Source organism: Phyllobacterium ifriqiyense (assembly GCF_030817885.1).
In the GTDB taxonomy this organism is placed as follows: Bacteria; Pseudomonadota; Alphaproteobacteria; order Rhizobiales; family Rhizobiaceae; genus Phyllobacterium; species Phyllobacterium ifriqiyense.
In genome coordinates, this window is record NZ_JAUSZT010000003.1 from 762,847 (window position 1) to 787,219 (window position 24,373).

Consider the following 24,373-nt stretch of genomic DNA (forward strand, 5'->3'; position numbering starts at 1 on the left):
GGGAAATAGCCAAGGAATGCCTGCATTGTCAACTCCCATCCCGCGATTCATCGCATGATTCAGCGAGAAAACTTATCTTTTCCAGCATTCAGAGGCGTTTGGTTATGCGAGTCACATGCCCCATCTTGCGCCCCGGACGCGCTTCGGCCTTGCCGTAAAGATGCACCACGGCTCCGCTTTCTTTCAATATCTCTGGCACGCGGGCAATATCATCGCCAATGAGATTTTCCATCACACAATCGGAATGCCGCCTCGTATCGCCCAGAGGCAATCCTGTAATGGCGCGTATATGCTGCTCGAACTGTGAAACGGCGCAGGCTGCTTCTGTCCAGTGGCCGGAATTATGCACGCGCGGTGCAAATTCATTGGCAAGCAAAGTTCCATTGGCAAGCGCAAAGAACTCCATGCCGAGCACGCCGACATAGTTCAATCCTTCCAGCAGCTTGCGGGCCGCATCCGCAGCCAGGCCCGCCATTGTCGAAGACACGGAAACAGGAACTGTCGAGCTTGCGAGAATTCCATCCTTGTGAACGTTCTCGGCAATGTCATAAACCCGGATATTGCCGGCTTCGTCACGCGCCGCAATGACCGATATCTCGTGAGTAAAGTCCACCAGCGCCTCAAGAATGGAAGGAGCATTGCCAACGGCGGCAAATCCGGCCTTGGCCGTTTCGCCCGGCACGCCGGAAAACTTCGCCTGGCCTTTTCCATCATAACCGAAGCGCCGGGTCTTAAGGATGCCCTTGCCGCCAAAAGCAAGCAGGGCAGCTTCCAGCTCCACCTCATTTTCGACGACGCGCCATTGCGCGGTCTGAATGCCGAGCTTGTTGAGAAACCGTTTCTCGGTGACGCGATCCTGTGAGACTTTCAGTGCCTCTGCTGGCGGAAATACTGACTTCGTTTCACTCAAAAGTTCCGCTGAGTCGACGGGCACATTCTCAAATTCGTAGGTAATGACGTCGCTTAGCTCAGCCAATCGCTCCAACGCGTCATGATCATCATAGGCTGCGGTAATAACTTCATTGGCAACTTGCGCTGCGGGGCAATCTGCTTGGGGCTCCAGTATCACTGTTCTGTAGCCGAGACGTGCAGCAGCTATAGCCAGCATGCGTCCGAGCTGACCACCACCGATTATACCAATCGTCGAACCTGCAGAAATCATTCTCAAACCTCGTCGGAAGGCCGCATCGCAACCTTCTCGCTTTGTGCCTGCCGGAAAGCATCAAGTCGTTTTGCCAGTTCCTTATCGTGCAGAGCCAAAACCGCTGCTGCCAGCAATGCGGCATTGACCGCGCCTGCCCGGCCAATTGCCAATGTCCCGACGGGTATGCCCGCTGGCATTTGCACTATGGAAAGCAGCGAGTCCTGGCCGGAGAGAGCCTTCGATTCAACAGGTACGCCAAAAACCGGCAAAGGCGTCATGGACGCAGCCATGCCTGGCAGATGTGCAGCACCGCCTGCACCCGCAATAATGACCTTGAAACCAGATTCTCTCGCGCTTTTGGCGAACTCGACCAATCGATCCGGCGTTCTGTGCGCCGAAACGATCCGGTCATCGTGAGAAATTCCAAGGCTGTCCAACGTTTCAGCCGCATGACGCATGGTCGACCAATCGGACTGGCTTCCCATAATGATTGCTACGTCAGCACGTGTATCAGCCATTGAGCATCCTCTAATAATGGAATGGGGGAATTAGTGTAAAAGCAAAGAGCCTGCAAGCATAAGTCACAGCACCGCAGATTGCTCTTGGATATCAGGCGATTATGTCGGGGATGATTTTGTCTTCCAGCTCGATGAGCTTATCTTTGATGATGAGTTTCTTCTTTTTCATGCGCTGGATACGCAGCTGGTCGCAACCAACTTGGATCATTGCCTGGATAGCTGCGTCGAAGTCCAGATGCTCTTGCTTCAATCTTGCGACTGCCAATCGAATGTCAGCCTGATCTTGATCGGACATGCAGTGATTCCCGGTATTTTGCTGTAGAATTATCAAAAGCGGTCCGGAGTAACACTGTCACTTGCCGGTATGCCGCAATATCACATTTCATGTGACAATAAAATCCTGCGAAACATATTCGACAATTGCTTCAAGTAGTGGCAGAGTGTCACGGCTCTGTCATAAAGCCGCTACTTGGCTGACAGGGCATTACGAGCAAGGAAATTAACCAAGGGAGAAGCCGCATGGCCATTGAGTCTCATCTTGAAACGCTTGAACGTAAGCATGGAGCACTTGAGAAAGAAATCTCCGATGCAATGCTAAGTCCAGCTACGGACGATCTTAAGATTAGCGACCTCAAGCGTCGCAAGCTTGTGCTGAAAGAGCAAATCGAAAAAATTCGTACGCTCGTTACTCACCACTAAAACGACTCCGGGTCGCAAGGCAAGATAGACCCCGAATTCCGCCTGAGTATATCACGCGGCAGATCCGAAAACCCGGCACGGTCAGACAGCCGGGTTTTCATGTCTTTGGATTAGTTTTCTGCCGGTGCTATGGCGGATTATTCATTCCAGAACTGATCAAGCCACAAATTCAAATGGAAAAAGCCGCTATCGTCGACTGCATAGATGCGGCGGGTGCCTTCTGATTTCACCGAAACCAGTTGCGCATCAAGCAGTGCTTTAAGGTGCTGGGAGACCGCGGGGCGCGATATAGGAAGACCGGACGCCAACTCATTCACGGTTTTTGGACCCCGCCTCAATTCCTCAAGAAGGTATCGGCGGTTGGGATCGGAAATTGCAACAAAAGCATCTGTTTCGACCATGTTGCAGTTTCGGTTTAAACCGCCAGCAATGTCAACGGATTTGTCGCTATTCGGGCAGGGTTTCCGCACGTGGATCAAGCTTTACACCTTCGGGTGTTGCACGTTCCGAATGCACCGTCTGAAAATTATCCCGCAGTTCGATTGGCACCGGCGCGCGCATTCGCGAGCGAATGATTGCATGACACATGATTGCCGCATGAGCCAGTGCCGTGATCGCAAACAATCCTTCGGCTCCGATGGTCTCCATCGCCCAGGCGCCCAGTACCGGGCCGATCATCGTGCCAAAACCATAGAGCAATAACAGGCCACTCGTCACTTTGACGAAGTTTTCGGAGTCCGAAAAGTCGTTGGCATGCGCAACAGCCACGGGATAGAGCGTATAGGCCAAGCCACCATATATCGCCGTCATGATGAGAATGATCGTGGCATGCCTTGGAGCGATGAAGAAAATCAACAGCCCGATCAATGCCGCAGCACCGCCAACGAAGGCCAATACATAACGCCGGTCGGTTCGATCAGACATACGCCCGACCGGAATCTGCATCAGCGCGCCGCCGAGCACCGAGGCGCTCATCATCAAGGCGATTTCACCGACCGAAATCCCTGTCGCAGCGCCATATACAGCGCCCAGCGTACCGAATGCGCCATTGGCAACGCCAATAAGTATGCAGCCAAGAAAGGCCACCGGCGAATTACGGTAAAGCGCACGCAAATCAAGCTGCACTTCCGTCAATGGTTTTGGACTGCTGGCTGTTGAAATAGCTGTCGGAATCAATGCGAGACAGAACAATATGCCGGACAGCATAAAGAACGTGCCATTATGCACGTCGCCAAAACCGATCATCAGCTGGCCAACCGTTATCGACCCGAAATTGACCACCATATAGAGACCGAATATTTGGCCGCGATTGGCGTTCGTGGCCCGCTCATTAAGCCAACTCTCAATCACCATATAGGAGCCTGCCATGGCAAATCCGGTGAGGGCGCGCAGGACAATCCAAGCCGTTGAATTAACGAGTATTCCGGTCATCAGCGCAACGATTGCCGCAATCGCGGCAAAGGCGCTGAATGCACGAACATGTCCGACTCTTCTCACCAGTCGCGGGGCAAGAAGGCAGGCTGTTATAAAGCCACCTGCCCATGCTGTTCCCAGCAAACCGAGCGATGTCGTTGAAAACCCTTCGGCGCCGCCGCGCAAGGGTAGTAATAATCCATGCAGGCCTGAAGCCATGACGAGAAAAGATGTGCCGCAAAGAAGCGCAAAGACCTGAATGAATGAACGAAACACGAGATATCCTTCGGACGAGCGGGGGAAGACGGCTCTGTATTGATAGGGATGCAGCTTTCTCTCGGTTATCAATGCGGAAACTTGATGGCACCTGCACCAAATTGAAATCAATCAGCGAAAGAGCGCCTCTGCAGCAACCTTGCTATCTCCCTTTCGCGAACGCTCCTCCTCAAGACGTACAATCTCCGCACGCAACAAGCCTATACGCTCATCAAGTTCTGCAACAGATAGCAAAGACAAGTCCTGGCCGATATCATGAACAGTCTTGCGCCGGGGCTCTTCATCGAAAAGTGACATTTCTTTCCTCCACTTGTCGCCTCCGCGTAGTAAGATACATTCCAACCACTTGGAATTGCAAATTATTCCAATGAATCAATATCAGGGAAGTTCATAATGGCAGAAGAGATTCCAACAGTGATGACGGCGATTGAGATCAGTTCTCCAGGTGGCCCAAGGGTTCTCAAAGCGGGCGAGAGACCCGTTCCTGCGCCCAAATCCGGGGAGCTTCTTGTGCGAGTGCGGTCCGCCGGTGTTAATCGTCCCGATGTTTTGCAACGGCAAGGCCATTATCCACCGCCACAAGGCGCTTCAGACATTCCGGGGTTGGAAATTTCCGGGGATGTTGTCGCAACAGGGGAAGGTGTAACCCGTTTCCGCCTTGGTGAACGTGTTACGGCACTCGTGGCCGGCGGCGGCTATGCCCAATATTGCACGGTTCATGAATCCAACGCCCTGCCGATCCCGGCAGGCTACGGCTACATAGAGGCCGCCGCAATTCCCGAAACATTCTTCACCGTCTGGCACAATGTTTTTGAGAGGGGTGCCCTGCAAAGCGGCGAGACATTTCTCGTCCATGGCGGCTCGTCTGGTATCGGCACGACAGCGATACAGCTGGCCAAGGCCTTCGGGGCGAGCGTATTTACAACGGCTGGATCAGGCGACAAGTGCGAAGCATGCGTCAAGCTTGGGGCCGATCACGCAATCAATTATCGCAAAGAGGATTTTGTCGAGGCTGTTAAGCGACTTACGGATGGCAAAGGTGCCAATCTGATCCTCGACATGGTTGGCGGCGACTACGTCGACCGGAACTATGACGCGGCGGCTATTGATGGCCGTATCGTGCAGATTGCTTTTCTCAACGGGGCAAAGGCAACGACTGATATGACCAAGCTGATGGTCAAGCGACTGCAACATACGGGATCAACGTTAAGGGCCCGAACAATCGAGTTCAAAGCCGGAATTGCCCGCGAGCTTGAACTTAACGTTTGGCCGCTATTGGCTGAGCGTAAAGTCGCGCCGGTGATCGATATGGTCTATCCACTGCATGAAGCCTGGCGCGCGCATGAGCGTATGGAAGATGGCCAGCATATTGGCAAAATTGTTTTAGATGTAAGCTGAACCAAGACTGTAAAGGCCGCTATATGCGGCCTTTATCTTATTTCCGGTTTTATCAGTTTGTAGCCTGGACCTTACCGATGCCGAAAAACAGGGTTTCCCCCGATGAGTCATCGACACCATCATTGTCAGTAACGGCATAACCATTGCCATCAACATCAATAGCGAACCCTTCAAGCTTTTCCGAAATGTAGCCATTGGCGCTCTTGAGATCGTCAATGAAATCATGTGCCAGCACCTTTTCAACGACGGGTAGCTTTTCGCCGATCTTGGCAGGTTTCAAACCCTCTAGCGCCACACGATATAACCGTTTGTTGGCAGCCTTATCACCAATCTGGTTATCGCGTTCAACGATATAAAGCTGACCGTCATGAGCGGTAATTTCGGAAAGACCGACCCAACCTGCTCCGCTTTTATCGAGCGGATAGGAAACAGCAGTCCAGGATTTATCCTTGATGTTGTAGTTCAGCAGTTTGACGAAACCTTTTTCGTCATCCTTCCACTCGCGCTGGATCGCCATCCACAATGTGGCGTCATCACCTTCCCCAACACGCGTAATCCCTTCCAGGCCGAAACGAACCTGGTTTGGCAGAAGTTCTTCGGGAAGTGCTATTTCCTTTTTGATCTCGCCTTTCCCGTTTACGTTGAGAATTGCATGGGGCACGAGCTTGGCCTGGTCACCTTCATTGGCGAGCCAGAAACCGCCATCGCCATCCGTGGTGATGCCTTCAAGATCAAGTTTCTGTGCCGGTTGCCCACCGCGTTTGACGACCAGTGCTTTGGTGATCTTTGCCGGGCTTTGGTTCGCATCAATCGTGAAGATCGAAGGCGCCGCGGAGTAGAAGGAATCCGATACGGCATAGAGCTTGCCCGCTTCCTTTAGATCAGCAACCAATCCCGATAGAGCGCCCCAGCCAAGCGGCGTTCCATCATCCTTCATCGTCGAAACGATCTGCGGATAATTCGGCTTCTGATCCTTGAGTTCATAAATCATAACATGCGAGCGTACGCCGCCATCTTTAATCAAATCAGCCTCATTGGCTGTTACCAGCAGATTGCGTGATGGGATTGCCAATACACCTTCGGGGGCGATGCCTGATGGCAGCAATTGAACAAATTCCGGCTCAGCGCCCGTGTCCTTGTAGACACCGACAATCGAAGCACGCTCACTGGCAACAAACAGGTAGTTTGTATCGCCGAATTTCCCGACCTCAGCCCCTTCAAGCTCAACGCCCTTCTTGTTGCGCTTATCGGGATAGTGACCAGCTTCAGCAATCTTATGCTCAAGCGATGCGCCGGATTCGTAGGCAACTTTCCCGTCTTTGGTGAATATTGTAAAGCTGCGCGATCCGCCTTTGTAATCGCCTTCATTGGCAACAATCACGCGGTTATTGTCGAGCCATTTGATCGTGTCAGGCTCTCTCAGAACACCTTTTGCACTGCCATCAAACTTGAGAGCGCCATCTTTTTCCACGTCGATTTTATCCAGATCGACAGTGCCGGCAGAGAAATGATTTGTAATTTTTCCGCTCGCCGCATCGATAATTGCGATATGGTTGTTTTCCTGCAGTGTTACCGCAATCTGGTTTTCCCGGTTGATGGAGACAAACTCAGGTTCGGCATCTTCCGGTGCGATTTCGGAAAGTCCGGTAAGTTCAACGGTTTTCGCTGTTGCGCAATCCGGAGCACCATCCTTCAGCGAAATTATTTTGAGATTGCCGCTTGGAAGCTGCGGGATTTCTCCATCATTCAACTCTTCATCACGTTCATTTTCGATTGCTATGGCAGCAAAAGTCTTGTCGGGAGAGATAGCGACAGAATCGGGCTGTCCACCGAGATCACATGTAGCAATCACCTTGCGGGAGGCCAGCTCGACCACATCGAGGCGGCCTGAAGGATTAGCCTTGTCCTTGGAAGTATTGACCGCGGCAAGGACGTTTGCACCGACGGCTGCTACCGATGTGGGTTCGCCATCCAGCTTAAGTTGTCCCAGCGGCTGCGGCTTGCCTGCTTCAGTGATATCAATAAAACCGATCGCACCATTTGGGCTGTCAGAATAAACCAATGTCTTGCCATCTTCTGATGCTGTGATGATCTCGGAAGAAGTAACCTGCGAGAGATCGGAATCCTTTGGCAGGTTGGAAATCACGGGAAAGCTTGCAATGCGGTTGAACACTGGTTCTGCCATTGCAGGTATTGCTGTGGATGCAGCCAGAATGGTCCAAAGACCGATGGTGAGAAAACGATGCGACATTGGAACAATCTCCGATTGAATTGAAGAGACTGATCGCGTGCGTCTGTTGCAGTGTCATGACATTTACATGACAGTTTGATGAAACACTTGCCCGAGGGAATGTGCGGTTATTTGGAACATGGCACGAATCCCCAAAGCGATTCTTGCTCATCGATTAAAATACCGCTATATAACGGCTCGAAATCCCGGAAATTGTGGTTGAACCCACGTCCCGCCCCTCCGGAGCGGACGAACAAGAGGACTATATCTATGGCCACCCAGCTTCTAATGCCAAAGGCAACGGCCGTCTGGCTTGTCGATAATACGGCCCTGTCTTTTGATCAGATCGCTGCTTTCTGCACGCTCCATCCGCTTGAAGTTAAGGCTATCGCGGACGGTGAATCGGCCCAAGGCATCAAGGGCCTTGATCCATTGATCACCGGACAGCTATCCCGCGAAGAAATTGCCAAGGGCGAAAAAGACCCGAACCATAAGCTCAAGATTTCGGACCCCAAGGTTCGCGTTCCCGAGACCAAGCGCAAGGGCCCTCGCTATACGCCATTGTCCAAGCGTCAGGATCGTCCGAATGCTATTCTCTGGCTCGTTCGCAATCATCCAGAGCTCAAAGATGCGCAAATTTCGCGCCTGATCGGTACGACCAAATCGACAATCGAACAGATCCGCAACCGCACCCATTGGAACTCCAACAATCTGCAACCAATGGACCCGGTTACACTGGGCCTCTCGTCGCAGATTGATCTGGATATTGAGGTCGAACGTTCTTCGCGCGGGCGTCCAGTACAACCGGGCGAAGGTGGCGATACACTTCTGCCAGCTTCCGCGACTGAAAATCTCGACATTCAGCCAACGGTTCGTGAAGAAGACCAGGAGCTTGACGCAGACAAGGTTTTCGCCAAGCTTTCGTCGTTGAAAGGCCGTCAGGACGACGAAGACGAGGAATAATCGTCTCCGCACCATTCGACTGACTATGTAGCAAAAGCCTCGTCCGTGACGAGGCTTTTTACGTCAAGGAGTGAGCAATGCTTCCAGGTTTTGAAACTGAACGTTTGCTGTTGCGACCTCGGACCATGGATCATTTCGAAGATTGCATTGCCATGGATCGCGATCCCGCTGTGACAAAGTTCATCCCCGGTCCATGGACCGATGACACCAGTCACAGACAGTTTCTGACGGATCGGATAACAACCGATTTCGGTATCGGCCTTGGCTACTGGTCAATCTTCGAGAAAACCCGTTCGGATCAATTTCTTGGCTGGGTGCTGTTGATTCCCCATAATGCTATCGGGCCCGATGTGGAAATCGGCTGGCGTCTCAACCGTCTGGCTTGGGGCAAAGGAATCGCAACGGAAGCAGCCAAGCCTGTTCTTGAACATGGTTTCAAGGCGACCACCGTGGATCGAATTATCGCCGCTATTGATCCTCGCAACAGCGCATCAGTCCGAGTCGCCGAAAAGCTTGGAATGGAGCTGATGGGCGAAACTGAGGAGGACGGCTATCATTTCGTAACCTACGCAATACTGCGCGCAACTTTCCAGACCGCCATTGATCAATTGCCCAGTTAAAAGGCTTTATGAAGCACGGGCTTCGGTATTGGGTGTTTCGCTAAGTTCCACCCTGCGGTAGAAATCGGCAAGCGTCCTGCCGCGCTCCTGACGGAAGATGCGATCAGCCTTCTCAACCTTCGTGATGCGATCGATCCGGAAGGTCCGAAAGTCATTACGCAGCTCGCACCAGCTGATCAATGTCCAGACTTTTCCCCAAAACCACAGACCGAGTGGCCTGATATCCCGCGTACTGTCCTTGCCCTCAAGGTCGGTATAGGTGATCGAAAGCACACGGCATTGTTCGGCAGCATTTTCTGCCAGATCAATCAAAGCGCGTGCGCTATCACTAATATTGGTGCCCGATGCGTGAATATGTGTATTGGTGATACGCGGGCGATCCTCCTTTGGCAGGACGGCTCCGATCTTTATAATCGCCTCTTCGGCCGCGCGCGCCATGGAAGCACCGCCCCAGGCAGTTATCAGCCGCGCGCCAGCAACAAGCGCTACCACCTCATCCCGGGTGAACATCAAGGGTGGTAGGTCAAAACCTTCCCGTAAAATATAGCCAACGCCCGCTTCGCCATCAATGGGAACACCCGTAGACTGCAAATCGGCAATGTCGCGATAGATCGTACGTTCTGACACTTCAAGCTTTTCGGCAAGTTGCCTTGCCGTTACAAGTCGCCCGCCACGCAGCTTCTGCACAATCTGGAAAAGTCGGTCTGCTCTACGCATCGCTCAAGCCTTCTCACTTCGGGAAGTAAATTCTCTTGCAATCATTTCACGCATCTCGGCGATTTGGGGCGCTTGTTCGGGAAAGAGCGCTTCGAGGAAGGCAATGGCAAAGGTTCCGGGCGCAGTTCCCGCCGCACTTACAACATGCCCATCGCGTACTGCATAGGGCACATCCTGATAATGCTCAGACCCGGCATAAGTATCCAGACGCGATTCGATCCAACCGGCTCCATTGCTGGTATGCTTGCGGCCTGAAAACAGGCCCGCACGCGCCAGTGCAAGAGTACCGGCACATATGCCACCGACAATTCCACCGCGCGCCAGAACATCCTTCAATAAGGGTGTTATGTCAGGAGCATCCGCGTCCGACCATGTGTCGGATCCAATGACGGCAACCGCATCAAGATCAAGATTGTCTGATGGATCGACACCGCGATCCGGGAGCATGCGAAAGCCGCCAATTGATTTTAGCGGACCCGGAGAAGGTGAAAGGCAGACGGCTCGGCCACCAAACCACTCATTGACCGAGCCGGAAAGCATGCCAAATTCCCAATCGGCAAAGCCTTCAACGAAAACAAATCCAACTGTTCGTTTCTTTTCCATTGAAGCCCTCCTCCATGGCAGTCAAATTCAACATCCCAGCTCTAAGGGGCTGGATTTGCGAGCTTTTAAGCTCTCATAGTGTTTTGGCCAATCCAACTGCCATGGCGTAAGCTCATCACTGGTGGCAGGCACGGCAGTGTCGTCTTCGCCTAGGGAATTGCGTTTTGCCAATCGTTCAGCATAGGCATCCGGCCAGCCAATGTCTTTCAAGAGATGCTCGGGAAGCGAGTTAAGATGCCGTTCCGTACGCAGCTCCTGCCGGTGAATTGCAAACTCGGAAAACCAATGCTTCACACTCTGTACGATATCAAAATCGAGGTAAGCCATATCCCTGTCTCCTTCTGACTACGGGAACATAATGGCATACCCCTCCTGACAACCTTCTGTCAGTAGGATGTCAACAGCCTAAAAAATCATCCATTGACCGGCACTGTATAATTCAATGGTAATCGACCACCATCGGCATAGATCGTTTGCCCCGTTATGTAGCTCGCATCATCTGAAGCCAGGAACGCCGCCACAGCAGCTATTTCGGAGGGCTCTCCCACCCGGCCCAGCGGTGTACGGGACAATATCCGCTGTTTTGCGGCCATATCCGAATTGACCGTATCCAGCATCTGGGTTTTGATCGAGCCTGGACCGATTGCGTTCACGCGAATCCCATAGGGTGCGAGCGAAAGAGCCATGACTTTGGTCAATTGACTGACGCCACCCTTCGAAACCGAATAGGCAATTTGCTCCGGCAAACCGACGACTGCATTGATTGACGACATATTGACTATGGAGCCTGCATTACCTCCGTCTTTTATCTTTTTGACCATATACCGGGCTACAGCCTGACCACAAAGAAACGATCCTTTTAGATTAACCCGCAGAACCCGATCAAAATCATCCTCGTTCAGGTCGAGAAAATCGGCCGTGTGTACAATACCAGCATTATTGACCAGTATATCCACATCACCGAATGCCTCGATTGTTCCAGCCACGAGATTGTGCACATCCAGCCTGCTGCTGACATCTGTTGAGGAAAAGCGGACTTTACCCAAAGGGGACAGCTCTTTTACCGCCGCGGCTCCCTGAGCATCATTGATGTCAGCAAGCATAACACTGGCCCCATCTTGAAGAAAGCGCCTTGCAATGGCCAGCCCGATACCCTGAGCGCCACCCGTTACAATTGCGATTTTGCCATCCAATGCCATTGCCAGTCTCCAATTTGACAACAGAGCTTAACCTTGGATGGCAGATGGTCAACCAGTAACCAGACCAATTCCTCGTGCATTGAGCACCAACTGGATTTCCTCAAGAATCGCTGGATCGTCAATCGTTGCGGGCATATTCCACGGCTCCTGATCGGCAATCTTCTGCATGGTGCCCCGCAATATTTTACCGGAGCGCGTCTTGGGCAGACGTTTTGCCGTTATGGCCATTTTAAACGCAGCAACCGGGCCAATCTTCTCCCGCATCAAAGCAACGCAATCTTGCTCAATATCGGCTTCGCTCCTTGTAACGCCGGATTTCAGCACAATGAACCCGCAAGGAACCTGACCTTTCACACTGTCGGCAATGCCGATAACAGCGCATTCGGCAACATCCGGATGGCTGGAAAGAACCTCTTCCATCGCCCCGGTCGACAGGCGATGACCGGCAACATTGATGATGTCGTCGGTGCGGCTCATAATATAGATATAACCGTCCTCGTCCATGATGCCTGCATCTGCGGTCTTGTAATATCCCGGAAACTCGCTGATGTACGCCTCGCGAAACCTCTGGTCCGCATTCCACAATGTCGGCAGGAATGCCGGCGGCAAGGGCAGTTTGACCACGATATTGCCAAGCTCGCCGCGCTTGACTGGATGACCTGCATCGTCAAGAACCTGCACGTCATAACCGGGCATTGGGACCGTCGGCGAGCCATATTTTACCGGCAACATTCCAAGCCCCGCCGGGTTGGCTGCCATGGGCCAGCCGCTTTCGGTCTGCCACCAATGATCTATGACCGGAACGCCTAGTTTTTGTTCGGCCCATTTGATCGTATCCGTATCGGCGCGCTCTCCCGCCAGGAAAAGATACTTCAACGAAGAAATATCATATCTGCCTATAAGCTCGCCCTTGGGGTCTTCTTTCTTGATCGCCCGAAATGCGGTCGGCGCGGTAAATAGTACCTTGACCTTGTGGTCAGCGATTACGCGCCAGAATGTACCAGCATCGGGCGTTCCAACCGGCTTGCCTTCATAAAGAATGCTCGTCGCCCCAACGAAAAGTGGCGCATAAGCGATATAGGAGTGGCCGACGGCCCAGCCTATGTCCGAAGCCGCCCAGAACACATCTCCCGGGTAGGTGTCATAGATTGCGCCCATCGACCACGCCAAGGCGACCAGATGGCCGCCATTGTCGCGAACAACGCCTTTTGGCTGTCCCGTCGTACCTGATGTATAAAGAATATAAAGCGGATCAGTCGATTTAAGAGGCTCACAGGGAACCTTACGCCCCACAGAGGCGGCAACTGCTTGGGCATAGTCAATATCCCGCCCCGAAACCAGTTCATGCGGCTGTTGCGGGCGCACAAGGATCAGACAAGTAGCCACTTTGTGCTGGGCCTGTTCGATAGCCTTGTCGAGCATTGGCTTGTAAGCAACCACCCTGCCCGGTTCCAGCCCGCAGGACGTAGCGATAATCATAACCGGCTTGGCGTCGTCTATCCTTGTGGCAAGCTCGTTAGCGGCAAATCCTCCGAAGACAACCGAATGAACTGCACCAATGCGCGCGCATGCGAGCATTGCAACAACGGCTTCAGGCACCATCGCCATGTAGATAATGACGCGATCCCCCTTCCCCACCCCTTTATCGACCAGCACCGACGCCAATGCCTCGATTTCGGCCTGTAAATCACTATAACTTATCTTGCGAACCGTTCCTGTTATGGCGCTATCATGGATCAGCGCGTCCTGATCGCCACGCCCTGCGAGAACATGCCTGTCTACGGCGTTGTAACAGGTGTTGCATTCAGCTCCCGCGTACCAGCGGCCATAAGGGCCACTGTCTGGATCAAAAACCGTATCCCACGGCTTGATCCAATCGATGGCTACTCCTGCTTTGGCCCAGAATGCCAAGGGATCGGTCTGCCAATCCTGATAGACCTGCGCATATAGTGATGTCATGAAATTCCTCCCGTAAGAAGCATCCTAAATCCGGAAGGCGGAGTCAAAGGGCGAATTGACAATTCTCCGCGCTTGGCACACTGCTCAATTCAATCAACAGGATATTGCAGACAGATCATCCATGACCAAAATCCTGTCCTTTGTTTTCATCGTCATTATGGCGCTGCATCTATTCAAGCCGCTCGGCTTGCCCGGATTGAAAAAGCGCAAGGATTTCTGGAAAATCGCCGTCGGAGCAGTGCTGGCTATTTTGGTCGTTGGCGTCTCAAGACACGTAGGATAGTGCGTTTAGCCGCCAGCGGGGGAAGCGGCATCCTTCTCATCGACCTGGGGGCGATTGAGGATGTAGGGGACGAGATGTTTTGCCCAAGCATCATAGCCCAATGCCGAAGCGTGAAAGCCGTCCGTGGAAAAACCTTCGGCAGATTCCACTGGTAGGCGAAGCGCTGGAATAGCCATTCGCTCGCGGCACAATCTTTCGCCGAGCTTGTTGATTGCGACAGCGCGTCCTTCCAGAATACGCCCGAGCAATGGAGGCATAGCCGGAACATCGCGAAAATCGATAACCTGTGACCATACCACGTGGGCCTCAGGCCATTTCGCTCTCAGTGCATAAAGAAGCCCGCCAAATTCGCGCTTGAAGCGTGGCAGCGAGTGAAAATTCTTTGTGTCATTTGTGCCGGTTGATAGCACGATATGCGTCCACATTCCGCGTTCAAGATTTGGCACGACATGATCGCGCAATTGTCCCGATGTTGCTGAATTGAACCCTGCAGCACGCCAGATGACCTTACGGCCTGTCCGGCCCTGCAGATAGACCGCCAACCGTACACAAAGCCCCTGCCATGCATCAGTGACACCCACCCCTGCGGCAGACGAGTCCCCCAGAACAAGCAGCCGGATAGCCGGATCTTTGCCCGCAATTTCCCCCACGGGCAGGCCAACAGGCGGAATCATTCGCTCTGTCTTCAATCGTACATTTATCCCCTGCCATGCATAGACAGGATAAAGAAACCAACTCAGCAAAGGATGGAATGGCGCAGGTTTCATTCGTCTTTGGTTGTCCCATAAAAAAGCCCGGGCTGATTCCCCGGGCTCCATGAGATACGCTTTTGGATAAAAAATGCTTAAGAGACCCTTAAGCAGCCTTTTCCAGGTCTTTCTTCCAGCCGCCAGTGGCAGCAAGACCATTCATTTTTGCACGATGTGCAAAGGCGCGCTGACCTGCTGCAACATTTTCTGACTTCCCGTTCCAGGCGCTCAACGCTGCTGCCTGCAAGGCACGACCATAGGAGAAAGTCAGCTTCCAAGGCATGGTGAAATTAGCGTTCATCGCCGATAGATGCGCTGTTGCTTCTTCTTCCGTCTGACCGCCGGACAGGAATGCAATGCCTGGTACAGCGGATGGAACAGTCGACTTCAACAGGCGCACAGTCAGCTCAGCAACCTGCTCGACGGAAGCCTTCTGGGCCTTCTGTCCTGCAACGACCATGTTCGGCTTGAGGATCATGCCTTCCAGAACAACGCGTGCATCATAAAGCTCGTCGAATACGGTCTTCAGAACCCATTCGCTGACTTCATAGCAGCGTTCGATCGAGTGATTGCCCGGTGTGCCGTCCATAAGCACTTCCGGCTCAACGATTGGTACAATTCCAGCTTCCTGACAAAGCGCGGCATAGCGTGCCAGAGCTTGGGCATTCTGCTTCACGGCACCCCATGTTGGCAGACCGTCGGAAATCGAGATAGCAGCCCGCCACTTGGAGAAGCGTGCGCCAAGCTTGTAATATTCCGCTAGGCGCTCGCGAAGACCATCCAGACCTTCTGTGATGGTTTCGCCGGGAAACCCAGCAAGCGGCTTGGCGCCTGCGTCAACCTTGATGCCTGGAATGCAGCCTGCATCCTGCATGATCTTGACCAGTGATGTTCCGTCCTTGGCATTCTGGCGAATGGTTTCATCGTAAAGGATGACACCGGAAATGTAGTTCTTCATCGCCTCATCGGAGCGGAACAGCATTTCACGATAGTCGCGGCGGCTATCGGCGGTGGATTCCAGCCCGATACTATCGAACCGCTTTTTGATTGTTCCTGAACTTTCATCGGCGGCAAGGAGGCCCTTGCCATTGGCAACCATTGCAACCGCTATATCTTCCAGACGTTCGCTCATAGACTGATGTACTCCTTTTTCCCTTATCCGCCCCATAACAGAAGCCTATGACAAACGAAACGGTGCACCAAGTAACTGAAACGATTGAAATTTTTTCAACCGATTTAACCGGATAACATTTTCTTATAATTGGTAATCAAGCCCGATTTCCGGGCTTGATCAGGGAGCAAAACTTACTTCTTCAGCACATCGACGCCGGGCAATGGCTTGCCTTCCATCCATTCAAGGAAAGCGCCTCCGGCAGTTGAAACATAGCTGAAATCATCGGCGACTCCGGCATGATTGAGCGCCGCCACGGTATCTCCGCCGCCAGCAACCGAAACCAGATGTCCGGCCTTGGTACGCTGCGCAACGTGACGGGCTGCGGCCACCGTTGCCTTGTCGAATGGCGTCAGCTCAAAGGCACCAAGCGGGCCGTTCCAGACGAGGGTGGATGCATCATCAATTGCCGCCTTTACGCGCTCGATGGATTGCGGCCCCACATCAAGGATCATGCCATCATCGGGGATCGCATCGAGCCCATAGGCGTGGAATGGAGCATTGGCCTCAAAATGCCAAGCCACAATGGCATCCACCGGAAGAATGATTGTGCAGTTAGCTGCTTTTGCTTTTGCCATGATCTCGCGCGCGGTTCCGGCCAGATCGTGTTCGCATAGCGATTTGCCGACCTTGACGCCCTGCGCCGCCAGAAATGTATTTGCCATGCCGCCGCCAATGACCAGTGCATCGACTTTTTCTACCAGATTGCCGAGCAGATCCAGCTTGGACGAAACCTTTGCGCCGCCAACAATGGCCACGACAGGGCGTTTTGGTGCACCGAGACCCTTTTCCAGCGCTTTAAGCTCTGCTTCCATCGTTCGTCCGGCATAGGCTGGCAGAACACGAGCCAGACCTTCTGTCGAAGCATGCGCACGGTGCGCGGCGGAAAAAGCGTCATTGACGTAGATGTCACCATTGACTGCCAGCGCCTTGACATATTCCGGGTCGTTCTTTTCTTCGCCTTTATGAAAACGCGTATTTTCCAAAAGCAGCACATCGCCATTCTTCAACTTGCCGACAGCTTCAGCAGCCTTTTCACCGATACTATCGGCAGCAAAATGCACACTGTGGCCAATTATCTTTGCGGCGGCATGGGCGATCGGCTCCAGCGAAAACTGTGGGTCCGGGCCATCCTTCGGGCGACCGAAATGGGCAAGCAAAATGACCTTTGCGCCCTTTTTCGATAGTTCCTGGATAGTTGGAGCTACCGCGTTCTATCCGTGTCGCATCTGTCACGACGCCATCGCTCACCGGAACATTCAGGTCAACGCGTACGAGAACACGCTTTCCGGCAACATCAGCATCATCAAGCGTTTTGAAATTTGTCATGAAACTCACCTCATCTGCACACAGCCGCTTGGGAAAGCCCGTATAGCCGACTGTATAACCATCAAAAACAAAAATGGCGGGTGTGTCGACCCGCCATTTGAAATCAAATCACTTCAAAGCCGGTCAGATCAACTTGCCGAAAGCAACTGCTGTGTCGCTCATACGGCTGGAGAAGCCCCACTCATTATCATACCAGGAAAGGACACGAACAAATGTGCCGTCCATAACCTTGGTCTGGTCAATGTGGAATATCGATGAATGCGAGTCGTGATTGAAATCAATTGACACGTTTGGCGCATCGGTAAAGCCCAGAATGCCCTTCAGCTTGCCATTGGCCGCCGACTTGATCGCATCATTGATTTCCGCAACGCTAGTGGATCTCTTGGCAACGAATTTGAAGTCGACCACAGACACATTCGGTGTTGGAACGCGAATGGAGCTGCCATCGAGCTTGCCATTGAGTTCAGGCAATACCAGACCGACAGCCTTGGCAGCACCGGTCGAAGTCGGGATCATGGACAGGGCAGCTGCGCGTCCACGATAGAGATCCTTGTGCATAGTATCCAGCGTTGGCTGATCGCCCGTATAGCTATGGATCGTGGTCATGAATCCGTGATCAATACCAACGGCTTCATTCAGTACATAAGCAACCGGCGCAAGGCAATTTGTCGTGCAGGAAGCGTTGGAAATGACCATATGGTCTTTGGTCAACTTGTGATCGTTTACGCCAAAAACGACAGTCAAATCGGCGCCATCGGAAGGAGCCGAAACAATAACGCGCTTTGCGCCAGCTTCAAGATGCGCTGCAGCCTTGTCGCGGGCCGTAAAAATGCCTGTGCATTCCAGCGCAATATCGACATTCAACTCTTTCCAAGGCAATTCGGCTGGATTGCGAACAGCGGTGACTTTGATCGGGCCACGGCCCACGTCAATTGTGTCGCCAGCCACTGTTACCGTACCGGGAAAGCGTCCATGAACGCTGTCGTAACGCATAAGGTGAGCATTGGTCTCGACAGGACCCAGGTCGTTGATGGCAACAACCTCGATGTCGGTACGGCCTGATTCTACGATAGCGCGAAGAACGTTGCGGCCAATGCGGCCAAATCCGTTAATTGCAACGCGAACTGTCATGTTTTTTCTCCTGAGGGGTATGGAGCCCTTGAATGGATCATAGAGGAACGAGATGGATTATTTCAACTTTGCTTCAGCAGCAGTGACGATATGTGACGCCGTAATGCCAAAATGCTCGTAGAGTTCTTCAATCGGACCGCTCGCGCCAAAGCCGTTCATTCCGATGAAAATCCCGTCCGTGCCGATAAACCGGTCCCAGCCCATGCGGATCGCAGCTTCAACAGCCACCTTGACCGGCGCATCGCCAATCAATGTGCGCTTGTATTCTTCACTCTGAGCTTCGAAGAGCTCAAAGCAAGGAACCGAAATCACCCGCGTTGGATGTCCGTTTTTCTCAAGCTGTGCTCTTGCATTGAGAGCGATTTCGACTTCCGAACCGGTTGCGAATATGGTCACTTCAGCCTTGCCGCTTGCAGTGGCAAGTTCATAGGCGCCGTAAGCGCATTTATTCTCATCAAAATGCACGTCACGAACCGTCGGCAGATTCTGACGGGTCAATGCGATGGTTGATGGCGTGGTGCGTGACTTGAGCGCAATTTCCCAGCACTCAGCTGTTTCAACAACGTCCGCCGGACGGAAGACATAATTGTTTGGAATTGCACGCAGGGCAGCTAGATGTTCGACCGGCTGATGCGTCGGGCCATCTTCACCAAGACCGATGGAATCGTGGGTCATGACATAGATGACGCGGATACCCATCAGGCTCGACAGACGCATGGCGCCGCGTGCGTAATCGGAGAAAGTCAAAAAGGTACCAGAATATGGAATGAGTCCACCGTGAAGTGCGATACCGTTCATCGCTGCTGCCATGCCATGCTCCCGGATACCGTAGTGAACATAGCGCTGGCCGTAATCCTCAGGAGTGATCCCCTTGGTCTGGCTGGTCTTGGTGTTGTTCGAACCTGTCAGATCGGCGGAGCCACCAATTGTTTCAGGAACCACGCCATTGATAACCTCAAGCGCCATTTCAGAAGCTTTGCGGGTCGCAACCTTTGGCTTTTCTTCAGAAAGCTTCTTCTTGTAAGCTGTAATTGTTGCTTCGAAGTTCCCCGGCAGATCACCGCGCATGCGCCGCTCAAACTCCGAACGGATCTCCGCGTCAGTCGCATTCAGACGCTCAGTCCATGCGGTATGTTCCTTGGCAGAACGCAGGCCGGCAAGGCGCCATTCGTCGAGAGTTTCTGTAGGTACGACAAAAGGCTCCGAAGTCCAGCCCAACGCTTTGCGCGCACCGGCGAGTTCTTCGGCACCAAGCGGCGAACCGTGAACCTTGTTCGTCCCAGCCTTGGTCGGAGCACCAAAACCGATTGTGGTTTTGCAGGCGATCAGTGTCGGCTTGTCGGATTTCTTGGCGCGCTCGATAGCGGTGGCAATCGCATCCTGATCATGGCCATCGACGCTGATTGAATTCCACCCGGAAGCCTCGAAACGGGCTGGCTGATCGGTATTGTCGGCCAATGTAACCGGACCATCGATCGAGATGTTGTTGTGGTCCCAGAAAACGATAAGCTTGTTCAGCTTGAGATGACCAGCAAGTGAAATCGCTTCCTGGCTGATGCCTTCCATGAGGCAACCATCACCGGCAATGACATATGTGTAGTGATCGACCAGAGCATCACCGAAATGCGCATTCATGATGCGTTCGGACAGCGCCATGCCAACAGCATTGGCAAGGCCCTGACCCAATGGACCGGTTGTTGTTTCAATACCGGCAGCATGACCATATTCAGGATGCCCAGCGGTACGGGAGCCAAGCTGGCGGAAATTTTTGATTTGGTCGATGTCAATATCTTCGTAGCCGGTCAGATAAAGCAGCGAATAAAGCAGCATCGAACCATGACCTGCGGACAGTACGAAACGGTCGCGGTCCGGCCAGTGCGGAGCCTTTGGATCGAATTTCAGGAACTTTGTATAAAGGACGGTCGCAATGTCGGCTGCGCCCATGGGAAGTCCGGGATGGCCGGAATTTGCTTTTTCCACTGCATCCGCAGATAGAAAGCGGATTGCGTTGGCCATTTGATTGGATTTTTCAGAATTGGTCATAGTCACCGTCTTTCGAAGTGGAAAAGAGATGCCGTTTCTGGATGCCGGTTAGACAATATCCAAAAGGCACGCGACAAATAGCAGGTGTCGAGAGGGAGTCAACAAAAGCTGGCCAAATTGGGACGGTATTGCAGGAAGACATTCATTGGAGCACATTATTATCGGTGCATGAGTGCCACGGCGCCGTTCGGATTGATTGACGCAGCATTAATGTAACCACTAGACTCTCTGTCATAAGTCGTTCTTCTTTTTGCGATTCGTTGAAAAGATTGAGACACAGGGGAAACGTCGAAAATGGCATCTGAAGCCACCCTCAAACAAGTACTGGAAAGATTGGCCAAATCCCTCTCCACGCTTGAGAATGCAGTTGAAATGCGTCTTGAGCATGAGGGCGATTTTGCTGAAGCGGAAGAAGAGGTCCAGCGGATGAACATGGACCGGCGTAAGCTGGCTCAGGAGCTTGATGCGTCTGAAGGGCGGGCTGAGCGTCTTGAGGCGGCAAACAAAGAAGTTTCCCGCCGCCTTGTCGCTGCGATGGAATCCATCCGCACGGTCCTTGATCGATAGAACAGGAAGAAACAACCATGGCTACCGTTACCGTAACGATCGATGGCAAAGCCTACAGAATGGCCTGTGACGAGGGTCAGGAACAACATCTGACCGGTCTGGCAGAACGTTTTGATCGTTACGTGACGCATCTGAAATCCTCGTTCGGCGAGATAGGAGATCTGCGCCTGACAGTTATGGCCGGCATCATGGTTACAGACGAACTCCATGAATTGCAGTTGCGTCTGACCGGTCTGGAAAACGAAGCGGAAGCCTTGAGAAAGAGCCGGGATGAGGCGTTAGCCAAGGCCGACAAGAATGATTCGGCTATCACTGGCGTTCTGTCCGAGGTGGCTGGACGCATCGAAACGCTTGCAGCGCGTCTCGCTCCGAAGGCCAATTGACGGATTTCCTGCCCTCCTCAAAGACAGCTCCATGACAGATTCTTCCCGCAGCCTCTGAAGGCTTTGTACAAAAGTGCAGAGCAAGGGAGCTTTCAGGGAGGAAATACATGAAACTTCGCACGCTTGCTTTTGCGCTGGCCTTTGCCATGGCCTCATCGGCTCAGGCCGACGCGGTAAAGAATATCGAAATCATCGCTCCGGCAGGTCCGGGAGGCGGCTATGATCAATTGGCACGCTCGACACAACAATCGCTTCAGGGACCTCGAGCTCGCTGGCGACATCCAGGTTGTTAATCGACCGGGAGCCGGTGGCACTATTGGCTTGGCCGAATTTGTTTCGAAGAAATATCCCGATACGGGCCTCATTGTTACGGGGATCGGCATGGTTGGCTCGATCCTGACCAATAACGCACCCGTAACAATGGACCAGACCAAGCCCATCGCGCGGATGACAGGCGAGTGTCTTACGCTGGTCGTCCCGGCAGATTCGCCATTGAAAAATATGGATGATCTGGTCAAAGCCTTCAAAGCTGATCCGGGATCAGTATCGTTGGGCGGTTTTGCCGCCGGTGGTGTCGACCATTTGCTGTATGGCATGATCGTCAAGGCAATTGGCGGCGATCTTTCCAAGATGAATTACGTCGCCATCGGTGCCGGAGGTGAGATGCTCGGACAGGTGATGGGAGGGCATATTTCCGTTGGTGCAGGTGGCTATTCCGAGTTTGCCGGACAAATTTCAGCCGGAACAGTGCGAGCACTCGGGATTTCTTCTGCAACGCGGCTCGAAGGCATTGATGTGCCAACGATGAAGGAACAAGGGGTCGATGTTGAGTTGGTCAATTGGCGCGGCTTCCTCGGACAAGCCAACCTGTCGGAAGAACAGACGAAGGATCTTGATGCAGCCTTTTCTAAAATGGCGCAAAGCCCGGAATGGCAAGCAACATTGAAAAAGCATGGTTGGGTTGATCTTTACCAGCCATCCACCGAATTTGCCGCTTATATCAAAGAACAGCAGGCGACGGTCCTCGCAACATTCCGTGAGCTTAAGCTCGTAGAATAACCGCTTATTTACTGCTGTCTTTCAAATCGGAACGAGAACTGGAATCCCGGTTTTTCGTTCCGATCGTTGGGCACAATTGCAAGTTTAATCTAGCCTTCGATTTCCTCGCGCAGCATTTCAAGCTCCAGCCATTCGTGCTCGAGCGCTTCGTGACTTGCACGCTTCTTGCCGATCTCCTCAACCGTCTTGTTGAACAGGGGCCGGATTCTTTGCAAAAAGATCGGGATCGGCCAGCTTCTTTTCCAAATTGATAATTTCGCTATGCAGCGCTTCAATTTTAGCTGGAAGCGTTTCGAGCGCAAATTTCTGCTTGTAGGAGAGTTTGCGCTTTTCATCGCGTGCAGCAGGCGCCTTTTCAGCAGCCACACCAGATGAAGCCTGCGGCTTGGCGGCTTTCAATTCCTTCCGGGTCGCAATCGCCGTTTCCTTGCGCTGCGCCAGCATATCCGTGTAGCCGCCGGCATATTCCAACCATTTCCCACTGCCTTCGGGAGCAATGACTGACGTTACGGTACGGTCAAGGAAATCGCGATCATGGCTGACGAGCAGCACTGTCCCGGCAAAGCCAGCAACCAATTCCTGCAACAGATCCAACGTTTCCATGTCGAGATCATTCGTCGGCTCATCGAGAACCAGCAGATTGGCAGGCCGTGCCAAGACCCGCGCCAGCATCAGACGTGCGCGCTCACCACCCGATAGCTCGCGGATTGGCGTGCGCAACTGCTCCGGTTGAAACAGGAAGTCTTTCATGTAGGAGGCAACGTGGCGCTGCTCGCCATCGACGATGACATTCTCTCCGCGCCCGTCGGTCAAATAGTCTGACAAGGTTTGTTCAAGATTTAGACTGTCCCGCCGCTGATCCAGCACCGCAATCTCAAGATTTGTTCCCAGTTTGACAAAGCCGCTATCCGGCTTGAGCAATCCTGTCAGCATGGAGAGGAGCGTCGTCTTACCCGCTCCATTCGGCCCGACAAATCCCACGCAATTTCCGCGTTGTATACGGGTGGAAAAATCATCCACGAGAATGCGGTCATCATAGCTCTTGGAAAGATGTTCCGCCTCGATAACAAGCTTGCCAGATTCCTTGGCATCGCTGGCCTTGAGAACCGCCTTGCCCTGCGCGCCACGATGGTTGCGAAACTCGCTGCGCATGGATTGCAGGTCGCCGAGCCGACGCATGTTACGTTTGCGCCGTGCCGTAACGCCGTATCGTAACCAATGTTCCTCGCGTACAATCTGACGTCCAAGTTTGTGCAGGTCGCGCTCTTCTTCTTCCAGAACCTTGTCGCGCCACTCCTCGAACGAGCCAAACCCTTGATCAAGCCGTTTCGTAACGCCTCGATCAAGCCAGATGGTAGAACGGCTGACATTCTCCAGAAACCGCCGGTCATGCGATATTACCACGATGGCCGAGCGTATCTGCCGTAATTCGGTTTCCAGCCATTCAATGGTTGTCAGGTCAAGATGGTTGGTCGGCTCGTCAAGCAGAAGGATATCCGGCTGCGGTGCAAGAACCTTTGCTAAAGCAGCACGACGTGTTTCTCCTCCCGAAAGATTTTCCGGCTTTTCCTCGCCCGTCAGTCCCAGATGCTCAAGCAGGTAACTGACACGGTAAAGATCATCTGCCGGTCCAAGCCCCGCTTCGACATAGGCCCGCACATTGGCAAATCCATCCATATCGGGTGCCTGAGCCAGATAGCGTACCGTGACAGCCGGATGTTTGAAGACTTCGCCGTCCGTTGGGACGACAAATCCGGCGGCGATTTTAAGCAGTGTCGATTTGCCCGAACCGTTGCGTCCTACAAGCGCAATGCGATCATTCTCGCTGACAGAGATGGCCGCATCGGTCAAAAGGGGCGTGCCACCGAAAGTCAGGGCAATTCTATCAAGGCGTAACAGTGGTGGAGCCATCAAACGTA

Annotated in this window: 24 protein-coding genes and 2 pseudogenes; 8 read left to right on the top strand and 18 right to left on the bottom strand. The window is 53.0% G+C overall.

Features of this window, described 5'->3' with window-relative positions; genetic code table 11:
* Nucleotides 1–88 precede the first annotated feature (88 nt).
* From QFZ34_RS11280 to QFZ34_RS11290, 3 genes are all read right to left on the bottom strand, one after another.
* On the bottom strand, nucleotides 89–1,162 hold the full coding sequence (locus QFZ34_RS11280) for a 5-(carboxyamino)imidazole ribonucleotide synthase (protein WP_115054138.1): 1,074 nt from the start codon (nucleotides 1,160–1,162) through the stop codon (nucleotides 89–91).
* A 2-nt stretch (nucleotides 1,163–1,164) separates the two neighbouring features.
* A complete protein-coding gene (gene purE, locus QFZ34_RS11285; RefSeq protein WP_115054137.1) occupies nucleotides 1,165–1,662 on the bottom strand; it encodes a 5-(carboxyamino)imidazole ribonucleotide mutase in 498 nt (165 codons plus the stop codon).
* A 91-nt stretch (nucleotides 1,663–1,753) separates the two neighbouring features.
* Entirely contained in the window at nucleotides 1,754–1,957 is a 204-nt protein-coding gene (locus tag QFZ34_RS11290) for a YdcH family protein (protein WP_008128260.1), read from the bottom strand.
* A gap of 224 nt (nucleotides 1,958–2,181) precedes the next feature.
* Between QFZ34_RS11290 and QFZ34_RS11295 the strand changes: the two genes are divergently transcribed.
* Nucleotides 2,182–2,361, top strand: a complete 180-nt coding sequence (locus tag QFZ34_RS11295) for a YdcH family protein (protein WP_115054136.1) — start codon at nucleotides 2,182–2,184, stop codon at nucleotides 2,359–2,361.
* Between the two features lie 137 nt (nucleotides 2,362–2,498).
* On the opposite strand, the gene QFZ34_RS11300 is transcribed toward QFZ34_RS11295, so the two are convergent.
* The 3 genes from QFZ34_RS11300 to QFZ34_RS11310 form a co-directional block, all read right to left on the bottom strand.
* Nucleotides 2,499–2,762 carry an ArsR/SmtB family transcription factor gene (locus QFZ34_RS11300; RefSeq protein WP_008128262.1) on the bottom strand — a complete coding sequence of 88 codons (264 nt, stop codon included), beginning with the start codon at nucleotides 2,760–2,762 and terminating at the stop codon, nucleotides 2,499–2,501.
* Between the two features lie 46 nt (nucleotides 2,763–2,808).
* On the bottom strand, nucleotides 2,809–4,050 hold the full coding sequence (locus QFZ34_RS11305) for an MFS transporter (RefSeq protein ID WP_115054134.1): 1,242 nt from the start codon (nucleotides 4,048–4,050) through the stop codon (nucleotides 2,809–2,811).
* Between the two features lie 111 nt (nucleotides 4,051–4,161).
* Nucleotides 4,162–4,347, bottom strand: coding sequence for a DUF1192 domain-containing protein (locus QFZ34_RS11310; RefSeq protein WP_115054133.1), 186 nt, complete (start codon nucleotides 4,345–4,347; stop codon nucleotides 4,162–4,164).
* A 96-nt stretch (nucleotides 4,348–4,443) separates the two neighbouring features.
* Between QFZ34_RS11310 and QFZ34_RS11315 the strand changes: the two genes are divergently transcribed.
* The gene (locus QFZ34_RS11315; RefSeq protein WP_307280878.1) at nucleotides 4,444–5,448 is read left to right on the top strand and encodes an NAD(P)H-quinone oxidoreductase; all 1,005 of its coding nucleotides are present in this window, start codon (nucleotides 4,444–4,446) and stop codon (nucleotides 5,446–5,448) included.
* A gap of 52 nt (nucleotides 5,449–5,500) precedes the next feature.
* On the opposite strand, the gene QFZ34_RS11320 is transcribed toward QFZ34_RS11315, so the two are convergent.
* Nucleotides 5,501–7,699: an esterase-like activity of phytase family protein gene (locus QFZ34_RS11320; RefSeq protein WP_115054131.1), complete on the bottom strand. Its 2,199-nt coding sequence runs from the start codon at nucleotides 7,697–7,699 to the stop codon at nucleotides 5,501–5,503.
* 249 nt (nucleotides 7,700–7,948) lie between these two features.
* Between QFZ34_RS11320 and QFZ34_RS11325 the strand changes: the two genes are divergently transcribed.
* Together QFZ34_RS11325 and QFZ34_RS11330 are read left to right on the top strand one after the other, a co-directional pair.
* Entirely contained in the window at nucleotides 7,949–8,641 is a 693-nt protein-coding gene (locus QFZ34_RS11325; protein ID WP_115054130.1) for a DUF1013 domain-containing protein, read from the top strand.
* A 77-nt stretch (nucleotides 8,642–8,718) separates the two neighbouring features.
* On the top strand, nucleotides 8,719–9,261 hold the full coding sequence (locus tag QFZ34_RS11330) for a GNAT family N-acetyltransferase (protein WP_307280885.1): 543 nt from the start codon (nucleotides 8,719–8,721) through the stop codon (nucleotides 9,259–9,261).
* Between the two features lie 6 nt (nucleotides 9,262–9,267).
* Here QFZ34_RS11330 and QFZ34_RS11335 read toward each other — a convergent pair whose 3' ends face one another.
* From QFZ34_RS11335 to QFZ34_RS11355, 5 genes are all read right to left on the bottom strand, one after another.
* On the bottom strand, nucleotides 9,268–9,978 hold the full coding sequence (locus QFZ34_RS11335; RefSeq protein WP_115054128.1) for a helix-turn-helix transcriptional regulator: 711 nt from the start codon (nucleotides 9,976–9,978) through the stop codon (nucleotides 9,268–9,270).
* Nucleotides 9,979–9,981: 3 nt separating this feature from the next.
* Complete coding sequence (locus QFZ34_RS11340) at nucleotides 9,982–10,581, bottom strand: DJ-1/PfpI family protein (RefSeq protein ID WP_115054127.1); 600 nt, start codon at nucleotides 10,579–10,581, stop codon at nucleotides 9,982–9,984.
* Nucleotides 10,582–10,608: 27 nt separating this feature from the next.
* Nucleotides 10,609–10,908, bottom strand: a complete 300-nt coding sequence (locus tag QFZ34_RS11345) for a DUF1127 domain-containing protein (RefSeq protein WP_162802576.1) — start codon at nucleotides 10,906–10,908, stop codon at nucleotides 10,609–10,611.
* An 86-nt stretch (nucleotides 10,909–10,994) separates the two neighbouring features.
* The gene (locus QFZ34_RS11350; protein WP_115054126.1) at nucleotides 10,995–11,780 is read right to left on the bottom strand and encodes an SDR family NAD(P)-dependent oxidoreductase; all 786 of its coding nucleotides are present in this window, start codon (nucleotides 11,778–11,780) and stop codon (nucleotides 10,995–10,997) included.
* Between the two features lie 48 nt (nucleotides 11,781–11,828).
* Nucleotides 11,829–13,739 carry a propionyl-CoA synthetase gene (locus QFZ34_RS11355; protein WP_307280896.1) on the bottom strand — a complete coding sequence of 637 codons (1,911 nt, stop codon included), beginning with the start codon at nucleotides 13,737–13,739 and terminating at the stop codon, nucleotides 11,829–11,831.
* Between the two features lie 121 nt (nucleotides 13,740–13,860).
* Here QFZ34_RS11355 and QFZ34_RS11360 point away from each other — a divergent pair, with 121 nt between their 5' ends.
* Complete coding sequence (locus QFZ34_RS11360; RefSeq protein ID WP_307280899.1) at nucleotides 13,861–14,022, top strand: hypothetical protein; 162 nt, start codon at nucleotides 13,861–13,863, stop codon at nucleotides 14,020–14,022.
* Between the two features lie 5 nt (nucleotides 14,023–14,027).
* Here QFZ34_RS11360 and QFZ34_RS11365 read toward each other — a convergent pair whose 3' ends face one another.
* The 5 genes and pseudogenes from QFZ34_RS11365 to tkt form a co-directional block, all read right to left on the bottom strand.
* Nucleotides 14,028–14,789 (bottom strand): SGNH/GDSL hydrolase family protein, encoded by a 762-nt coding sequence (locus tag QFZ34_RS11365; protein WP_307280902.1) that lies wholly within the window; start codon nucleotides 14,787–14,789, stop codon nucleotides 14,028–14,030.
* An 88-nt stretch (nucleotides 14,790–14,877) separates the two neighbouring features.
* Entirely contained in the window at nucleotides 14,878–15,903 is a 1,026-nt protein-coding gene (locus QFZ34_RS11370; protein WP_307280904.1) for a class I fructose-bisphosphate aldolase, read from the bottom strand.
* Between the two features lie 173 nt (nucleotides 15,904–16,076).
* A pseudogene (locus QFZ34_RS11375) lies at nucleotides 16,077–17,271 on the bottom strand (phosphoglycerate kinase).
* 123 nt (nucleotides 17,272–17,394) lie between these two features.
* Entirely contained in the window at nucleotides 17,395–18,402 is a 1,008-nt protein-coding gene (gene gap, locus QFZ34_RS11380) for a type I glyceraldehyde-3-phosphate dehydrogenase (protein ID WP_115054120.1), read from the bottom strand.
* Between the two features lie 57 nt (nucleotides 18,403–18,459).
* Complete coding sequence (gene tkt / locus QFZ34_RS11385) at nucleotides 18,460–20,445, bottom strand: transketolase (protein WP_307280908.1); 1,986 nt, start codon at nucleotides 20,443–20,445, stop codon at nucleotides 18,460–18,462.
* A gap of 294 nt (nucleotides 20,446–20,739) precedes the next feature.
* Here tkt and QFZ34_RS11390 point away from each other — a divergent pair, with 294 nt between their 5' ends.
* The 3 genes from QFZ34_RS11390 (at nucleotide 20,740) to QFZ34_RS11400 (ending at nucleotide 22,454) form a co-directional block, all read left to right on the top strand.
* Entirely contained in the window at nucleotides 20,740–21,012 is a 273-nt protein-coding gene (locus QFZ34_RS11390; protein WP_115054118.1) for a DUF4164 domain-containing protein, read from the top strand.
* Nucleotides 21,013–21,029: 17 nt separating this feature from the next.
* On the top strand, nucleotides 21,030–21,395 hold the full coding sequence (locus QFZ34_RS11395; protein WP_115054117.1) for a cell division protein ZapA: 366 nt from the start codon (nucleotides 21,030–21,032) through the stop codon (nucleotides 21,393–21,395).
* Between the two features lie 219 nt (nucleotides 21,396–21,614).
* Nucleotides 21,615–22,454 (top strand): tripartite tricarboxylate transporter substrate binding protein, encoded by an 840-nt coding sequence (locus QFZ34_RS11400; RefSeq protein WP_307280919.1) that lies wholly within the window; start codon nucleotides 21,615–21,617, stop codon nucleotides 22,452–22,454.
* 89 nt (nucleotides 22,455–22,543) lie between these two features.
* Here the strand turns inward: QFZ34_RS11400 and QFZ34_RS11405 are convergent.
* Nucleotides 22,544–24,365: pseudogene (locus QFZ34_RS11405) on the bottom strand (ABC-F family ATP-binding cassette domain-containing protein).
* Nucleotides 24,366–24,373: the final 8 nt, after the last annotated feature.

Bases quoted from the DNA above. Each gene is read 5' to 3' on its own strand.
- QFZ34_RS11365 (WP_307280902.1), bottom strand. From the start codon at position 14,789: ATGAAACCTGCGCCATTCCATCCTTTGCTGAGTTGGTTTCTTTATCCT.
- QFZ34_RS11395 (WP_115054117.1), top strand. From the start codon at position 21,030: ATGGCTACCGTTACCGTAACGATCGATGGCAAAGCCTACAGAATGGCC.
- QFZ34_RS11300 (WP_008128262.1), bottom strand. From the start codon at position 2,762: ATGGTCGAAACAGATGCTTTTGTTGCAATTTCCGATCCCAACCGCCGA.
- QFZ34_RS11390 (WP_115054118.1), top strand. From the start codon at position 20,740: ATGGCATCTGAAGCCACCCTCAAACAAGTACTGGAAAGATTGGCCAAA.
- QFZ34_RS11350 (WP_115054126.1), bottom strand. From the start codon at position 11,780: ATGGCATTGGATGGCAAAATCGCAATTGTAACGGGTGGCGCTCAGGGT.
- purE (WP_115054137.1), bottom strand. From the start codon at position 1,662: ATGGCTGATACACGTGCTGACGTAGCAATCATTATGGGAAGCCAGTCC.
- QFZ34_RS11360 (WP_307280899.1), top strand. From the start codon at position 13,861: ATGACCAAAATCCTGTCCTTTGTTTTCATCGTCATTATGGCGCTGCAT.
- QFZ34_RS11370 (WP_307280904.1), bottom strand. From the start codon at position 15,903: ATGAGCGAACGTCTGGAAGATATAGCGGTTGCAATGGTTGCCAATGGC.
- tkt (WP_307280908.1), bottom strand. From the start codon at position 20,445: ATGACCAATTCTGAAAAATCCAATCAAATGGCCAACGCAATCCGCTTT.
- QFZ34_RS11400 (WP_307280919.1), top strand. From the start codon at position 21,615: ATGATCAATTGGCACGCTCGACACAACAATCGCTTCAGGGACCTCGAG.
- QFZ34_RS11295 (WP_115054136.1), top strand. From the start codon at position 2,182: ATGGCCATTGAGTCTCATCTTGAAACGCTTGAACGTAAGCATGGAGCA.
- QFZ34_RS11310 (WP_115054133.1), bottom strand. From the start codon at position 4,347: ATGTCACTTTTCGATGAAGAGCCCCGGCGCAAGACTGTTCATGATATC.
- QFZ34_RS11320 (WP_115054131.1), bottom strand. From the start codon at position 7,699: ATGTCGCATCGTTTTCTCACCATCGGTCTTTGGACCATTCTGGCTGCA.
- QFZ34_RS11315 (WP_307280878.1), top strand. From the start codon at position 4,444: ATGGCAGAAGAGATTCCAACAGTGATGACGGCGATTGAGATCAGTTCT.
- QFZ34_RS11340 (WP_115054127.1), bottom strand. From the start codon at position 10,581: ATGGAAAAGAAACGAACAGTTGGATTTGTTTTCGTTGAAGGCTTTGCC.
- QFZ34_RS11330 (WP_307280885.1), top strand. From the start codon at position 8,719: ATGCTTCCAGGTTTTGAAACTGAACGTTTGCTGTTGCGACCTCGGACC.
- QFZ34_RS11290 (WP_008128260.1), bottom strand. From the start codon at position 1,957: ATGTCCGATCAAGATCAGGCTGACATTCGATTGGCAGTCGCAAGATTG.
- QFZ34_RS11355 (WP_307280896.1), bottom strand. From the start codon at position 13,739: ATGACATCACTATATGCGCAGGTCTATCAGGATTGGCAGACCGATCCC.
- QFZ34_RS11280 (WP_115054138.1), bottom strand. From the start codon at position 1,162: ATGATTTCTGCAGGTTCGACGATTGGTATAATCGGTGGTGGTCAGCTC.
- QFZ34_RS11345 (WP_162802576.1), bottom strand. From the start codon at position 10,908: ATGGCTTACCTCGATTTTGATATCGTACAGAGTGTGAAGCATTGGTTT.
- QFZ34_RS11325 (WP_115054130.1), top strand. From the start codon at position 7,949: ATGGCCACCCAGCTTCTAATGCCAAAGGCAACGGCCGTCTGGCTTGTC.
- gap (WP_115054120.1), bottom strand. From the start codon at position 18,402: ATGACAGTTCGCGTTGCAATTAACGGATTTGGCCGCATTGGCCGCAAC.
- QFZ34_RS11335 (WP_115054128.1), bottom strand. From the start codon at position 9,978: ATGCGTAGAGCAGACCGACTTTTCCAGATTGTGCAGAAGCTGCGTGGC.